The 16,492-nt window shown below is 45.8% G+C and carries 11 protein-coding genes; 7 read left to right on the top strand and 4 right to left on the bottom strand.

The window, feature by feature from the left end; all coding sequences use genetic code 11:
- Positions 1 to 299 precede the first annotated feature (299 nt).
- Both B160_RS0123795 and B160_RS0123790 read left to right on the top strand, forming a co-directional pair.
- A complete protein-coding gene (locus B160_RS0123795; RefSeq protein WP_040680376.1) occupies positions 300 to 515 on the top strand; it encodes a helix-turn-helix transcriptional regulator in 216 nt (71 codons plus the stop codon).
- 31 nt (positions 516 to 546) lie between these two features.
- Positions 547 to 768, top strand: a complete 222-nt coding sequence (locus tag B160_RS0123790; RefSeq protein ID WP_018630462.1) for a helix-turn-helix domain-containing protein — start codon at positions 547 to 549, stop codon at positions 766 to 768.
- 6 nt (positions 769 to 774) lie between these two features.
- Here the strand turns inward: B160_RS0123790 and B160_RS0123785 are convergent, their stop codons facing one another.
- Together B160_RS0123785 and B160_RS0123780 are read right to left on the bottom strand one after the other, a co-directional pair.
- Complete coding sequence (locus tag B160_RS0123785; protein ID WP_018630461.1) at positions 775 to 2,202, bottom strand: hypothetical protein; 1,428 nt, start codon at positions 2,200 to 2,202, stop codon at positions 775 to 777.
- A gap of 31 nt (positions 2,203 to 2,233) precedes the next feature.
- Positions 2,234 to 4,747 (bottom strand): P-loop NTPase fold protein, encoded by a 2,514-nt coding sequence (locus B160_RS0123780; RefSeq protein ID WP_018630460.1) that lies wholly within the window; start codon positions 4,745 to 4,747, stop codon positions 2,234 to 2,236.
- Positions 4,748 to 5,968: 1,221 nt separating this feature from the next.
- Between B160_RS0123780 and B160_RS0123765 the strand changes: the two genes are divergently transcribed.
- The 3 genes from B160_RS0123765 (at position 5,969) to dinD (ending at position 8,118) form a co-directional block, all read left to right on the top strand.
- Positions 5,969 to 6,505 carry a helix-turn-helix transcriptional regulator gene (locus tag B160_RS0123765; RefSeq protein WP_018630457.1) on the top strand — a complete coding sequence of 179 codons (537 nt, stop codon included), beginning with the start codon at positions 5,969 to 5,971 and terminating at the stop codon, positions 6,503 to 6,505.
- An 87-nt stretch (positions 6,506 to 6,592) separates the two neighbouring features.
- Positions 6,593 to 7,009 carry a hypothetical protein gene (locus tag B160_RS0123760; protein ID WP_018630456.1) on the top strand — a complete coding sequence of 139 codons (417 nt, stop codon included), beginning with the start codon at positions 6,593 to 6,595 and terminating at the stop codon, positions 7,007 to 7,009.
- A gap of 266 nt (positions 7,010 to 7,275) precedes the next feature.
- A complete protein-coding gene (dinD, locus tag B160_RS0123750; RefSeq protein ID WP_018630454.1) occupies positions 7,276 to 8,118 on the top strand; it encodes a DNA damage-inducible protein D in 843 nt (280 codons plus the stop codon).
- Between the two features lie 478 nt (positions 8,119 to 8,596).
- Here the strand turns inward: dinD and B160_RS0123745 are convergent, their stop codons facing one another.
- Positions 8,597 to 9,475 carry an alpha/beta fold hydrolase gene (locus B160_RS0123745; RefSeq protein ID WP_018630453.1) on the bottom strand — a complete coding sequence of 293 codons (879 nt, stop codon included), beginning with the start codon at positions 9,473 to 9,475 and terminating at the stop codon, positions 8,597 to 8,599.
- Positions 9,476 to 10,339: 864 nt separating this feature from the next.
- Positions 10,340 to 12,385, bottom strand: a complete 2,046-nt coding sequence (locus tag B160_RS30870; protein ID WP_018630449.1) for an OmpA family protein — start codon at positions 12,383 to 12,385, stop codon at positions 10,340 to 10,342.
- A 51-nt stretch (positions 12,386 to 12,436) separates the two neighbouring features.
- Between B160_RS30870 and B160_RS0123720 the strand changes: the two genes are divergently transcribed.
- Together B160_RS0123720 and polA are read left to right on the top strand one after the other, a co-directional pair.
- On the top strand, positions 12,437 to 13,237 hold the full coding sequence (locus B160_RS0123720) for a TapB family protein (protein WP_040680374.1): 801 nt from the start codon (positions 12,437 to 12,439) through the stop codon (positions 13,235 to 13,237).
- 284 nt (positions 13,238 to 13,521) lie between these two features.
- On the top strand, positions 13,522 to 16,356 hold the full coding sequence (gene polA, locus B160_RS0123715) for a DNA polymerase I (protein WP_026309982.1): 2,835 nt from the start codon (positions 13,522 to 13,524) through the stop codon (positions 16,354 to 16,356).
- Positions 16,357 to 16,492: the final 136 nt, after the last annotated feature.

The following is a 16,492-nucleotide window of genomic DNA, read 5'->3' as shown; positions in this document are numbered from 1 at the left end:
ACTCCAAATAAGAACGCCCACGCAGTACATTCGTGAGCGTTTACCTTATTTTTCCGGAGTCGTTGAAAGGTCGTAGTTCTCAAAGCCAGATCAATAAAGCAAACACTTATATAATAGTGCTCGCAAAATAACTTAATCCTTATGTATCATCAAAAAGCATAAAATTTATTTGATTTCATAGTTCAAATATAAACATAAATGTATTTAAAATCACCAAATTTAAAAATTTATGCATGATTTTTTTAATAAAAAAGATAAGTGCTTGCTTTTTTGTTAGTTAGTAGTGTAATTAACTTCCCATGGCTACACAAAAGAAACGCTATAATCGGATTAAAATAGTCTTGCTGGAAAATGAAAAGTCAAATATTTGGCTGGCGGAACAATTGGGCGTAAGCAGAACTACTGTATCCAAATGGTGCACGAATGATAACCAGCCCACGGTTGAAACGCTGTTTAAAATTGCGGAGGTGCTGGGTGTGGAAGTTTGTGAGTTGCTGGTAAGTCCTAAAAAGTAATTAATCTGTTTTTTGAAACTATTGAAATCCAATGACAAGGCTTGGAGAATATTTACAGGCCCGATCGACCAATAAATCGGAAGTAGCGCGTAAAACGGGTTTAAGCAAACCGCGAGTAAGCGAATTGACCATTAATTCTACTGCCAAATTAAGGGTTGAAGAATTATATCTGATTGCCTTAGCTATTGGTGTAAAACCGGGTGAATTATTGGAGTATGTGTGTGAGGGTGTGAAACTGGTAGATCGGAAGTAGCATGCTCTAATTAACCGTTATTTCCCTAATAATATCAGAAAGATATTTGTCAAAAAAAGAATCATTATATTCATTATGGTTATCCAAAAGATTAATAATGTCTTGATCTACTAAAGGAATAATTAACCCGCGTCCATCTTTGTATGTATCTCTACATCTCTCAATAAATAATTTTCTATTAGTAAAACTTCTGCAAATTAAGAATCCAACTGTGCCGCGATTAACGGCAAACCTTCCTGCCAGCTGGTCTAACTCCGGATTTTCTGGATCAGACGTATAATTCTTGCATTCAATGAAAATATATTGACAAGGCAATCTCATTTTTTCAGATAACCTATATAAGATTCCTGTATCAGCAGCATTGTCAAATGTAATATCGATTCGCTTTCTACCTTGATGAATTCCTTTCTCCTTCATAGGAAAAATCAATTTGGGATAAAAAATAAGTTCAAGTATTCCAAGTATTTTATTGTGGAAGGCTGATGCGTTCCTAACTCCAGCTGGGATATTCACCAATTGTTCTCCAAGCAGTTTACAAACATTTTTAACACTTATATCTGATATTTCTATATTTTTTACTGAATTGTTCTTGGTCTTTTTCTTGAACGCTGCCAAAACCTCCGGGTGGTTTGTAGTAAACTGTCTTAAAAATTCTTTCGTTTGTGGAGTGGTTTCTTTAATATCCTTTTTTGTAACATATTTCTTACCGCCTTTCCTTTGTTTTACCAAGGCTGTATTTAACTTTAAATGCTCGTTTTGAAGAAAATTCAAAACAAAGTGATTGTAATATTTTTCTGGCGTATATGATTCACGAAATGAAACAACACCTTTAGGCACAAGCAATATTTTCCTTTGTTCCACCACAAGCATTCTGGTATATTCGGCTTTCCATGCACCTTCCTGTCTGTTCCAGTAAAATTCCGATGGGACGTTATCGGTAAGCGGGATGTTATGAAGATCGCACTGGGCTCCGGTATATTGTATGAGATGTTTTCGAATAATATTGGTTGTCATATCAGATAACTTATCTTTCCCAAAACCATCCACAAATAAAATATTGTCCTCTATATCTTGTAAAAGTCCCGATTGTATAGCTCTACTTTTCAAAAGATTTTTATAAATTTTTGAAGTATCCGTTTTGCCCACACCATTCCCGTCAGGCTTATCTAAAGACATACCTAAACATGTTGAATTGGGTTCATGCAGGAATTCAAAAAGTTCTCTCGCCTCTTTTTCTTTGCCGGCCTTTGTCAAGTCAATTAATTTCTGGAAGAAACTCTTCAAAGTTAAAGTTGCCTCTAAAGACCACTTATCTTGTCGGTTACCTAAAAAAAATGGGTCAAGAAATAATGGCAAATCCTTTGTTATATCAATATCAACAAAATCAAGTTCAGCTTGAGATTTATCAAGGTTGAATAGCTTACTTATCTTCATATTATAATAGAATCATACCGTTTCTGTTATTTTAACGAGCACTAGTATTGTTATGGTAATACTTATTTGTATTACCATTCATCTTTTCGATCTCTCCATGAACCATACATCCAATTGTGTCCATTAAATTGCCGTAAACGGTTTTAACCTGATTAGATTGGCGTTGTTCCATATTTTGCAAATATGAAATAAATTCTGTCACACATTGCTTTCTATCTGGAAGATATCTAATCCCATTTTCATTTGAAAGAGGAAAGGCCGTTTTTAATTTATCAAATTCCACTGAATTAAAAATTGGGCAATCTTGTAAAATCAAATCGTAGTAATGAAAGCGATTTACCAATTCTTTCAAATAATAGTGTCCTTTAGCAGTTAAACTCAAATTAAACTCATTGGGCAGATCTTTCCACTCGACATCAGAAATTTGTTCATCTGTATCGATCAGGGACTGCTTCAGTAATTCGCTAATTGCCGATTTAATGCTATTGATCTTATATCCTAGTGAATTTAGCTTTTCCGACAAGGTTTTGCTTGACATAAACTTACTAGTATAACTACGTTGTTCTATATGCTCATCTAAATCTTTTAAAACGTATAATTTTATAAAATGATCGGTCGAATCTATAGGCGGAACAAATACATTTATTATGATACTAATCTGAGAATTATAGTAATGCCTGTTTTGAAGCGCAATTGACTTAATAAATTCGTGAGTTGGAATAATTGAGTGTAATTTGTTATGTTCATTTTTATATTGCTCTCTTAAAATATATTCTTGCACTTTTGTATGTCCTGATGTCAAAAATGATTTAAAGACCTTTAGTCCCTCTCGAATATTTGGATAAGTAGTATGATTTAAAAAACTGATTAACTCAGAGTTTGCGCTAGAAAATAGCGAATGCTTAAGTCCTGAAAGAAAATCAACAATATAACCTGATGGGAACTCATACTTAATACCTTTTTGATTAGTTCCACGAATTTTCGTTTCAAAAAGATGCGCTTTTTCTAGCGCAAAATCTATTCGCTTTTGCAAAATCTCCATATAATTAGGAGCCGTTATATGATACACATTGCTCTCATACGCGTCGAAAGGGGGAGAATTTTGCCATTTATAATAATACCCTTCTCGAAGTGAAATTACTGATCCGCAAAGAGTTGCTTTGGTTAGAGAGTGAGAGAAAATGAAAAGTTTTTCTTGAATAGTATCATTAAATTGATCTGCGTTATCAATAATAACAACTAATCTCTTTCGCCGTTCTCTAATAATGTATTTTGAAAGAGCTTCAAGATGGCTAAAGGAGTTCTTCTTTTCATTTTCCAAAAAACTTGAAAGTTTAGTGTTATATGCTTCCTCATTGTTCGTTTTGTCATATAACCAAATACTATCATCGTTTCGTTTTATTTCCTTAAAATAGATTCTTTTCAGAACCTTCAATGAATGAAATTCAAAAGTTTCGTACTTGTTATAAATCGACTCCAATATTTCGCTAGCAATTTTTTCAGGTTCGAAATTAGTAGCACCTTCAAAGAATTTTCTGAAATCTATATATACAATAAAGTGATTTTCTAATTCCTTATCCTCCAACTTGTATTTAAATAGATGATTTATAAATGAAGTTTTTCCTGCCCCTTTGGAGCCAATTATAATGATTGGTTTTGGGGGATAACTATTTTTTATGTTGATTTCTTCCGCATTTAATTCCTCACTGATTTGAGATGCTATACTTGATGAATTAACTGCGGGGATTATTTGTGAAAGTTGTGGTGCGTAGTCTCCAAATAATCTCTCAATTTCATCTTTATTCTTTTTTGTTTCTTCATTTTCAACAAAGCATTTCTTTATAAACTCCTTATCATCTTCTCGCTCCTCAGAAAAAATCTCTCCAAAGACCGTATCAATAAGAGGTGTTATACTGCCGCTAAGTGAATTTCGAATAAGCTCTTTATCTCTATCAATTAGAGTCGATAAGATTGTTTTGTATTCTACATTATTTATAGGAAGATCAAATTTGAAACCCCCATTGTTTACAACAGAATACTTTGATAAATTTTCGAAAAATTCAATAAACCGGCTTTCGATTGTATCGACGTCTTGAAATATAAGACATGAGTTATCTTTCCATGGTTTGCCATCGTTATTAAATATCTTTAGAACTACAAATTGATATCCATTCGTGATTATACCATATTGTATCCCTTCATCGATAGCATAATTTCTAATTTGATTTATAACCTCACTGTTGCCTTTTAGCAAAGTATTTATAGTTGCTCTTTTATGATGCGAGGGAAGGGTCAACTCTTTAAGCTGCCTTTTTGCTTCAACAATAAAGTGAATGCCTGGGACAGAAATTCGATAATCATAATAGCCCGACTCAACATGACCTTCTCTTTGAATGTCGCCCTCCTCCCATCCTAATACATCTATCAAAATAGCATCTATCAATTTAGATCGGGTATCAGATTCGCTTAGGTCAGTTTGCAGGTATCGGTGATATAAACTCTTATAAAGTTCGAAAGCTTGGGCTGCATTGTCTATTTGGGTCATTGTACAGTTTAGGTTAATTCCAGAATATCTTTACTTTTAATAAATACATTAAAAGCAGTTATGGCAACACAATATTAAGACAGTTTTTTTGGCAGTTATTAAACTCAAATGCTGTTCATGACAAGTTGCTGTCGCTAATATAGCAAATTTATTTAAAATTATGTGTTTGTCCTTAGGGCGGGTGCATTTCAGATTTTCGCTATGCTGCGACCTTAACAAACTCCCTTTTGGATAGTTCTACAATCTTTGACCATTGTTGATTCTTGTTTGTTACTCTCAGATCGCCTCCCGGCCGGAATTATTTAGGGAGTGCGATGAAAAGGGGATATTGCGGTTTAAAGACCTTTCTGTATACGACGACAATGTGCTGGGTTACTGCAGCCGGCGGTGGAAACCTGCGGCGCGCATAATTGGGGGAAACCATGGGACTCAGCGATGGGCGTACTCCTTTGTGCGAGCTATTTGCCTCTTCCCGGTTAAAGCACCTGGTCCTGAGCGGCGATTTGGAAGCCGATGGGCCGCTTACCTCAATGAGAACGTTCCGGGTGCGGCTTGCTAAAAAGCATGTACAGGCTCCCGCAATCTAACTCGCACAGGTCCCCGGCCAGTGCGGCGTTGTTAATAAGCTTTATCCTATTTTGCCGATACCGTAGCTACAGCAGTCCGCTTTAAGCAGCTGCCTAATTACGAATATACGCCGGCCGGGAAGACGGCCCAGGAAGGTACAAGATACCGGAGAGATCCCTCCGCTTGCCCGCTGGGCGGGGCCGGTCGGGATGACCGGGTGTTGCGGGCGGGTAGCACTGGCTGACGCTTATTCCACCGCTGAAGAGTGCGATCCCGCTTTCTGCGGGACAGGCTCCACACCGCTGCTATAAGCACTAAGCCGGGCCCATACCGCCCTTTTTAACAAGCCATTACATGCTAAATATTAATAATTTGTAGTAGCTTTAGTACAGGAACCATACAGCTGCTTTTGGCCTACAGGCTCCCTATATTAATAACCCTTTAAAAAACAAAGCTATGACTGCAACGCGTAAAACCCACCATGCCCAGGCCCTGCCCACCAGCAATTTTTGTGAATGAAAAAGTTGTGAATGAAAATGCTTTTTACAAAAACCGTTTTCACAAATTGTGAAAAGCCGCGGTGTAAATATTTAAAAAATTTACGAAGCACTCATTCACAACCATGTATTGAAAAACCGTTAATCTATATGAGCTATGAAATCCTTAAGAGCGCAACTGCACCTTACCCAGCAGGAGCTGGCGGCCCTTATAGGCGTATCTACCAGCGTTATTTGTATGTATGAAAGAGGGCAGCGCAACCTGCCGCAAAAAGCATCTGCAAGGCTGGCACAGCTGCAATTGCAGCTGCTGCACCCGCAGCCGCTAAAAGCGGTGGCGGGGCAGCCTGCCCAGGCCCGCCAGCAGGTACACCTGCTAAAGATGCAAAAAGCGCTGAACGCGCATGCCCGTAAGGCGGCGGCGGATGCGCTGCGTATAAGTATGGCCCTTAGCAAAATGCAGGAACGCCACCACCTGCTTACCCAAAAGCTGGCCATGGTACAGCGGCTGATGGAGGAGGCCACCCCCGCTACCCGGCAAATGAGCCTGCTGCAAAATATGGAGCTGGATATACTGGATGGGCTGGACCGCTGTGGCCCCGCAAGGCAGCTGGTGGCGGAGTATAAGCTGGCTACCTTAAGAGCAAGGCAGCAGGCGGCGCTGCAAACCTGCAGCAAGGCTACCGGCTGTTAAACAATTTTAAATACCGGCCGGGCGGCTGCGGTGGCGTATAAAGCGGGGTAGGTTTGCGGTATTGTTTCACTTAAAAATTTATAGAAAATGCCAAATTATTCAACCACGCAGCTGACAACCGTTACCGACTGTAATGCGGTGCTGAACATTGCCACTAAGGAGCAAAAAGACCTGGAATGGAAAAAACTTTCCATAGAAAGGCAAAAGGAAATTTATGCGGAAAACTCCGTTGAAATTTCTACCGAGCTGGCGGCCAAGCAGGCGGAGTTAACCACGCTGGATGCCATTATTGCCGGCCTGCCGGAGGGCGAGCTAAAGGAGGAGAACGTTAAAAAACGCAAGCGTGCGGAGTACAGCATTTTTTTGCTTACAGACCGCAAGGCCAACTACGGCGCGGTAGCGCTGCTGGAAAAGGAGTACGACCTGCAGCAGGTGCTGCGGCAGCTGGAGGAGACCGCCACCTTTATAGCCGAAGTGCAGGCCCAAAAGGACAGTCTGGTATAACCCCAGGAAAGCCGCCCGGTAAGGGCGGTTTTTTTGTGCCTCGTCTTCCACAGTAGAGGTATCTCTTCAATATTTGGATAACGAATGAGACCAAAATCCAATTATCAAGGATTACCTGAAACTGCCACATATACACCGGCCGGGAGGCCTGCGCAAGAAGGCACAAGGTAGCGGGAAGATCCCTCCGCCCGCTCGCTGGGGGGATGACCGGGTATTGCTGCAGTATTCATCAAGCTTTATTTTTAACTTTACCTAAAAGTATAACCATGAAAAAAGAACTGATCACCGAATTATTACAAAAATTTGAAGCAGCCTGCTATGAAGTTAAAGGCGTGGAATGCTGGAGCGCCCGGGAGCTACAGCCTATTTTGGGCTATAGCCGCTGGGAAAATTTTTTGAATGCGCTGGATAAAGCACGTAAATCCTGCGAAGCCGCCGGGGAAGCAGTGACGGACCATTTTCGTGATGTCACGAAAATGGTCTTATTGGGGAGCGGGTCTCAACGCGAAGTTCAGGACATTGCCCTTACCCGCTATGCCTGCTACCTGGTAGCGCAGAACGGCGACCCGGCCAAACCGGCCATTGCTTTTGCTCAAACTTATTTTGCCGTACAAACCCGCAAGCAGGAAATTATTGAACAGCGCCTGCTGGAAGTAGCAAGAGTATCGGCCCGGGAAAAACTGACAAAATCGGAGAAAAAACTGTCGGGCATTATTTACGAGCGTGGGGTGGATGAGCAAAGTTTTGCGCTGATCCGCTCCAAAGGAGACCAGGCATTGTTCGGCGGCTTTAGCACGGCGGATATGAAAAAGAAGCTGAGCGTGCCTGCTAATCGTGCCCTGGCAGATTTTTTGCCTACCCTTACCATTAAAGCCAAGGATTTTGCTACGGAGCTAACCAGTCATAACGTGGTGGAAAAAGACCTGAAAGGCGGCCAGCAAATATCAAAAGAGCATGTAGACAATAATAAAGCGGTAAGAGATATGCTTAACGAGCGGGGCGTACAACCGGAAACACTGCCCCCGGCAGAAGACATAGCAAAACTGAAACGAAAGCTGGATGGCGATGCAAAAAAGATATTGAAAGATACCCGTGCAAAAAATAAATAGTGTTTGTAGTACAGGCTCTAACGCGTGCAGGCCTTCCGGCTTGGGCAAAAAGGTACTATTTCGGGAGACAGGAAGTGCTATGTATGGGGCCGATGGCCCCAGGTGTTGGCGATGGCGGATGCTTATTTCACAGTACAAGAGTTCGGTCCCGCTTTCTGCGGGGCAGGCACCAAACCAAGGTAACCAAAGAAACCGCCATCAACCGGTCGCAGGCGGCCGGTATCGATGGCGGATATATATTGAGGCGTTTAAGTGTGCGATTCTGCCGCTCCATATTCCACAGCACAAGAGTGCGATCCCGCCGTTGGTGGGACAGGCTCCAGACCGGTGCCATAAGCACTGCAGCTCGGTTAATAAAAACCGCCGCCGGAGATATCCTTCCGATCGCCCTTCAGGCTCGGTCAGGATGACGATGATGCGCCGCCGCCCGGGGGGCCAGTGGGGATGACGATGATACGCGATGAGGATGCCCCTCCTCCTACTTTAAAAAACCGTTAAGGAGATTTAAAAGCGCGGTGGTTTGTTCCATAAGGCTTACGTGGCCCTGCCCGGGTACAATGGCCAGCTGGGATGCGGGCGCGGGGCCAAAACCGGCCATTATATTGCCGCCCAGCAGCTGGTAGGTTTTGATGAGCTCCAGCTTATCCAGCCCGTCATTGTCACCGGCAATGATGAGCACGGGGGCGGTAATTTTGGCAATGTTGGCATCGCCCAGGTTAAAGGGCTGCCGGGCAGAGGCGATCATCTGCTGCAGGAAGGGGATCCATTTGGTGGTATCCGGCGCTACGGCATTGTAGGCGGCCTGCATGGGTGAGTTGTCAAACAGTTCCGGCTTCATTTGTTTAAAGGCTTCGTTTACCTGGGGCAGCCAGCCTTCGCTTTTATAGGTGGCAGAAATGATGACCAGCTTTTTTAAGCGCCTGGGGTATTGTATGGCAAACTGGTAGGCCACGGCGCCACCAAAACTATAGCCCACCACATCGGCACTGTCTATATGCAGGTGATCCATTACACCGGCCACATCGGCGGCCAGGGTGGCGTGGGATAACGGGCGGTCGGAGTACGGGGTATGCCCGTGCCCCTGTAATTCCAGGGCAATCACCTTGTGGTTTTTTGACAGCTCGGGGATGAGCTGGCCCCAGTTGCCATCGATGGTCATAAAAGCCCCGTGTAACAATACCAGGGGCTGGCCCTGTCCATATACCTTATAATAAACCTTGATGCCGTTAACGGGGGCATAGCTGCTATCGGCCGGGGAGCCGTGTTGTTGCGCGTGGGTGGTGGCTGCTGTAAGCATAATAATGATGATTAAACGTATGGAGTTGAAAAGATTTTTTGTGTTGGTTCTATTGTTCATAACGCCTGTTTTAGGGTTGTGTGCTTTTGCTTTTTAACGCTACAAAGATGGAGTGGTTTTGGGGAATGGAAGCCGTGTAAAAACGACAAGTTTGGGGGTGGATGATGCCGGGGGTATTTGAGGGGTCTTGTTTTTTGGAAGATGCTTGTTTGGAGGATCGGTTGACCCCGGGTATATGGAGCAAGATGCAGGGAACTGATGGCTCCCTGGGGTGGGTAACGGCGATGCGCGGCTGGTAAAAATAATGGGCGGTAAACCCATCTCTACAGGTAGCCGGGCCGGTTGCTTACCGTTACCGATTTGGTTGGCAAGAACAACCATTTTTTTACCTTTTTGCAAACAATGCCAGGATGACAGGGCGCTATTTTTCTGGTTTTCAGGATTTGCAGCAGCTGGAAGATCTGTTGAGTTTTCAACGGCCGCCAGGCCGATTTTAAGGCCACATAGCGGCTATTTGCTCGGCACTAAATAAAACATTCAAACAACATTCCAACACCTCAAATTGCCTTATTTTAAACCAAACCGGGAGGGCTGAACTATTGTGCATTATTTGCATCCTTTGTCCCGTGTTTGTCCAGTGCTCCTGTATCCCTCGTGTATCCCTTTTTTAAGGGATTAACATGGACGATTTCAAGGGACGATTTTGTCAGAATGACAGGCAAAAACGAAGAGTTCCTCTTCTTATTTTTGCAAAAATTAAATGTATTATATGTCAAAGACGGTTCTGTGCGGATGAACCGGCAACAACTGGCCGAACTTTTTAACACCTCTGTTCCCAACATCAGCATGCATAGATCTAAATATACTGAAGGATAAGGAACCTGTTAGGCCGGCCCCCGCGGCGGACAAAACCTAACAGGAATCTTACTCCAGCACTTTTATTTCCGTGCGCCGGTTCAGTTGATGCTGCTCCTCGCTGCAGGGTACATCGTTGCCGCAGTCGTTCAGCAACCGGCTTTCTCCGTAGCCCATCGCCTTCAGCCGGTCCGCCGCAATGCCCTTACTTACCAGGTAGCGCACCGCAGATTCCGCTCGCTTGCGGGAGAGGGTCATATTGAAGGCATCCCCGCCCCGGCTGTCTGTATGGGACGAAAGCTCAATTTTAACCGTGGGATTTTCTTCCAGTGTTTTTACCAGGTTATCCAGCACCATTGCCGCATCGGGGCGAATGTTCCATTTGTTATAATCGTAATAGATATCTTTTAATACAATGGACGCATCTTTTTTCAGCTCCATCACCTCCAGCGCCAGGTTCACATAGATGACCTCGCTGCGGTTCAGCCCCTTTGTGGTAACCTTTTCCCGGTTGGAAAAATAGCCTTTATTCTGCGCGATGACATTATAATCGGTTTGCTGATCCAGCTGGTAATAGAACCGGCCGATGGAATCGGAGGCTTTCTGCCCGGCGCTGCCCTTGCTTAAATTGGTAAGGGATGTCTGGATAAACGGCAGCGGACTCATATCGGCTTTATTGATGGTCTTACCCGCCAGGGTAAACCGGATATCGTTGTGGATCAGCTCCCGGTAAATGGTGGCGGCAGGTGCGGAAAAATCGGCCGCGGCTACGGTAGCCTCGGTGGTTTTGATGCCATTCTTAATACCGGTGATCTTGTAATTGCCCGCAGCTAATGCTCTTTGCAGGGGAATGCTGCCATCTTCCATCGTCGTGGTTTCAATAATGGATTCATCGCCTTCTTTTTCGATTTTGATGTTTACACCGTCCAATGGTTTTCCGGTGGGTTTGTCGATGACTTTTACCGCCAGGTTTTTATCCGCAGGGGGTATCGGCTGCTGCACAACGGGCCGATCGTTCACCGGCGCGGGCCGTTTTTTGCCCAGCCAGATCTTTACGCCCAGGCTGGCGCTTAAAAAGCCCAGGTTCTTCTTTTCTGTATAGGGTTTTGTAAAAGCATATTTGTCCTGGTAGGGCTGGTCGCGCTCAGACGCGGGGTCTTTAACAATATAGGGCTTGAGGACGCCGCTTGCTGTACCATCGGAGGCCGACTGGCCTTTCATTTCCGGTGAGGGGAGGTACCAGTAGTCCACGCCCAGCGATAAGGAGGCTTTGGTCGAAAGGAAAAGCTCCAGGCTGGCACCACCACGGGCCAGAAACTGCATTTTGTTTTTTTCTTTTACATCTGCCGGGCTTGCGGCGCCGCTTGCTTTATAGGCATCAAAAAAGGCGCTGGTCATGCCGTATTTTTCGTAATTGCCCTCTATATTAACGGTAGCGGTACCGGTTGTCGGACTTCCCGCTGCAACGCTTCCAACAGGGCTGCTTGAAACAAGCGCATTATTCATACTATAGGTATAGCTATCCGGTGAAGCGCCGCTGCCTTTTAAATAATAATAGCCAAAACGGGTCATTGCCACACCACCCTGCGCATAAACAGAGCCCTGCAGCTTTTGCCGGCCAAACCAAAGGCGCGGGCCGGTAAGGGCATAGTAGCTGTTAAGGTCCTTGCTGACCGCTACCTGCTGTGTGTTTTCCGGGAAGGTAAAATAATCGTTCCCTGCTTGGCCGGAGTCCAGTGCATTCTGGAACTGGGCCGCATTTCCCATGCCTTTGAGCACATCTTCCGCTGCTGCTGAAAAGCGGTGCATATCCGGGTGGTTTCTTTTAACCCGGAGCATGCCGAGGGCCAGCTCCCATCCAAAGGCGTTTTTTCTCCAGCCACCGTTTATTTCGGCAAACAGGCCGCTGTTCAGACGGTAAAGCGGGTTCTCATACAGGGATTTATTTTTTAAAAGATAGCCGCCACGCAGCCCGGCATAAAATCCTTTTTGATACAGAGGGTAGCCCGGGTCATCCGTGCTGGCAGTGCTGGTAACAAAATCATCCTGGGCAAAAGCAGGTTGAAAGGCAGCTAAAAGGCAGACAAAGGAAAGCAGTAACGATCTTTTTTTCATGGTAGTTTGAATAGACGGTTATATCAGAAGTCAGATTTGCGGTAAATATAAATGAAAAGCCCCATGTATAAAAACCTGTTTCAAAAACAGTGCACCGCGCTGCCACTCCCTTATTTTGGCGATGGTGCCACTCCGGTGGATGGGGTATTTTTACTGCTGTATTTTAAATATGTATATATGAAATCAAAACTGGCCATATTGCTGGCGCTGCTGGGGGTTTATGGTGCCGTCCGGGCCCAATGCAGTTATTATTTTTTTCAGCGTGATAAGACCATCACTGTTGGAATATTTAACAGGAAGGGAAACGCAGACGGCAAGGTTGTTTATAAGATCGGTACGGTAACCGTTAAAGATGGCATCAGCAATGGTAGCTTGCGGTCCGAGGTCTTTGACCGGAAGGACAAGTCGGTAGCGGTTTCATCCGGAACGGTTGCATGTAAAAACGGGATGTTGCTGATGGATATGAAAATGATGCTGGCGCCCCAGCAAAGCAGCCAGATGCAGGGTGCCGAAGCCAGCGGTAAGGGCATGTACCTGGAGTATCCCTCCTCGCTTTCTGTGGGGCAGGAACTAAAAGACGGGAGTTTTGCGATGGATATGAAAATGGCCAACGGCATACCGGCCTCTGTAACGATGGACATTACGGACCGGAAGGTGGTTGCAAAGGAAAAGATCAGTACGCCTGCTGGATCCTGGGAGGCCTATAAGATCACTTCCCTGTCAAAAACGGTGATCAATATGGGTTTTGGGATCCCGGTAAAAATGGAAATGACCGAGTGGTTTGTGCCGGGCTTCGGCGTGGTACGAACGGAATCGAAGTACGGGAAAACGGAATTGCTTTCGATCGGGTAGAAGGGCCAGCGGGATTGTTTTCAGTTTAATAGCCGCAGATGCGCAGGTCTGTACCGGAGTGCTGATTCAATTGCGCCGGCTTTCGCCAAATCCATCAGCGAATCAGCGGCTAAAATTTATGCGTCTGTTGCCGCAGATGCGCAGATCTGTTCCGGAGATACTGATTCGATTGTACCGGCTTTCGCCAAATCCATCAGCGGATCAGCAGCTAAAAATTTATGCATCCGCTCCGGAAGCGGCACCCATACATGGGTCTCAAACCCGAAAATCCCTACCTTAGCGGAATGGAGAAAAAGTTATTCCTGTTGGATGCGTATGCCCTGGTTTTCCGGGCGTATTACGCACTCATCCGCAGCCCCCGCATTACCAGTAAAAATAAAAACACCAACGCCCAGTTTGGGTTTACCAATACCTTAATAGAACTGATCAACAAGCAAAAGCCCACCCATATGGCGGTTTGCTTTGATACGCATGCCCTTACGGAACGCCATACGGATTACGCAGACTATAAGGCCAACCGGCAGGAAACACCGGAGGATATTTTAATTGCCGTGCCGGACATCAAACGCATTATTAAAGGGTTTAATATACCGGTAATTGAGTCGGATGGCTACGAGGCGGATGATATCATCGGTACACTAAGTAAGAAAGCCGCAGCGGAAGGCTATGATGTCTTTATGGTAACGCCGGATAAGGATTATGGCCAGCTGGTGAGCGACAAGATAAAAATATACAAACCCGGCTACCAGGGCGGGGATGTAGAAATTATGGGGCCTGAAGAAGTATGTGCCAAATGGAATATCAAGACCGTATCGCAGGTGATCGATGTGCTGGGGCTGATGGGCGACGCCGTGGATAATATTCCCGGCATTGCAGGCGTGGGAGAAAAGACGGCCGCAAAATTACTGGCGGAATATGAAACACTCGAAAACGTGGTGGCCAATGCCGATCATATAAAAGGGGCGCTGGGCCGCAAAGTACAGGAAGGAAAGGAGATGGCCATCCTGTCGAAAAAGCTGGCAACCATCATCACCGATGTGCCGGTGGATTTCCATGAAGGAGATTTCCAGCTGAAAGACTGGAACAAAGAGGCGTTAAAAGAGATCTTTGGGGAACTGGAGTTCCGGACTCTGACCAAACGCTTGCTGGGAGAAGAGGCCGGCGACCAGGCAGCTGCCCCCGCGGGAAAAACGTCCGCTAATAAGGGCGTGCAGATCGACCTGTTTGGGAATGTGATCGGCGGTGCCGACATTGCGGAACCGGTGGAAGCAGAACCGGCTCCGGCTTTTTCATCACTGAAGACCATTAAGGACACACTGCCGGATTATAAGGCCGTTACGGATGAGGCCGCCATCAGGAAGCTGGTCGGTGAGTTGCTGCCGGTAACGGAGGTTTGCTTTGATACCGAAACCACCGGTATTGATGCCAACCTTGCAGAGCTGGTGGGCCTGAGCTTTTCCATAAAGGCGGGTACGGGCTACTATATTCCCTGCCCGGCAGACAGGGAAGCCACAAAAAACATACTGGCCGGGCTGGCGCCCCTGTTTGAAGACGAAAGTAAAATATGGATCGGGCAGAACCTGAAATACGACCTGCTGGTTTTAAAATGGTATGGCGTGGAACCGAAAGGAAAGATCTTTGATACCATGCTGGCACATTATGTTATTGAACCTGATGGCAAGCGGGGAATGGACCAGCTGAGCGCCCAATACCTGGGGTATGAGCCCATCCACATTGAAGAGCTGATCGGCAAGAAGGGCAAGAGCCAGGGGAATATGCGGGATGTGGAGATCGAAAAAGCAAAAGACTATGCGGCAGAAGATGCCGATATTACCCTGCAGCTGAAAGAAGTATTTGCGCCCATGCTGGAAAAACGGCAGGTGCAAAAAGTTTTTGAGGAAGTAGAAAACCCATTGGTACGCGTGCTTGCCGATATGGAATTTGAAGGGGTGCGGATCGACGAGGAGTTTTTGAAGAACTATTCCAAAGAGCTGGAAAAAGATGCAGCCGAAGCGGAAAAAAAGGTTTTTGAGATCGCTGGTGTAAAATTCAATCTTGCTTCGCCAAAGCAGCTGGGAGAGGTATTGTTTGACCGGCTGAAACTGGATGCTTCAGCAAGAAAAACAAAGACCGGCCAGTACCAGACCGGTGAGGACGTCTTATTAAAACTGGCCGCCAAAGGACATGCCATCGCCGACCAGATCATCGCCTTCCGCGAGCTGACCAAACTGCGCTCTACCTACGTGGATGCGCTGCCGCAGCTGATCAATCCCAAAACAGGGCGGGTGCACACCACTTACGGGCAGGCCGTGGCGGTTACGGGCAGGCTGGCCAGCAACAATCCCAACCTTCAGAACATACCGGTGCGCACGGAACGCGGAAAAGAGATCCGGAAGGCATTTATTCCCCGCGATGAAAGCCATATATTGCTTTCGGCCGATTATTCGCAGATCGAATTAAGGATCGTAGCTGCAATGAGCGGCGATACCAATATGGTTCAGGCCTTCAAACAGGGTACCGATATTCATACGGCCACTGCATCCAAAGTATTCAATGTAGAAATGGATGCGGTTACCCGGGAGATGCGCTACAAATCCAAAAGCGTCAATTTCGGGATCATTTATGGCCAGGGAGCTTTTGGCCTGGCCGATAACCTGGGCATTTCCCGTACCGAAGCCAAGGGCATCATCGACAGCTATAAAAAAGAATTTTCCGGCATCCAGCGGTATATGGATGATACCATCAATTTTGCCCGGGAGCACGGGTACGTGCAAACCCTGATGGGGCGCAAGCGCTGGCTGAAGGACATCAATTCCTCCAATTTCACGGTCCGGGGCTTTGCCGAGCGCAATGCCATTAATTCGCCCATCCAGGGAACGGCCGCCGATATGATCAAGCTGGCCATGCAAAAAGTGCATGCAGCCATGAAAAAAGAAGGCTTTAAAAGCCGGATGATCCTGCAGGTGCACGATGAACTGATCTTTGACGCTTTAAAAGAGGAAGCGAATGAGCTGCGGCCCCTGATCATTGAAAACATGCAGGCTGCGCTGCCCCTGCCGTTTGAAGTACCGGTGATTGCCGAGTGCGGGGAGGGCAGCAACTGGCTGGAAGCACATTAGGGCCGGAGCTTTTCGGCTCCCGGAGGCAAGAACCGCGGCACCTGTGCTACACCTGTGGCAGACTGCCGGAACCGATCAAAAAACTGCGAAATAAAGATAAGCCGGGAGCCCGGAACCGCTTTGTCTGGCAAACGTT

The organism is Niabella aurantiaca DSM 17617 (assembly GCF_000374125.1).
GTDB classification, from domain to species: domain Bacteria; phylum Bacteroidota; class Bacteroidia; order Chitinophagales; family Chitinophagaceae; genus Niabella; species Niabella aurantiaca.
Note: the sequence above shows the minus strand (reverse complement) of the source record. Positions and strands in the feature narration are given on the sequence as shown.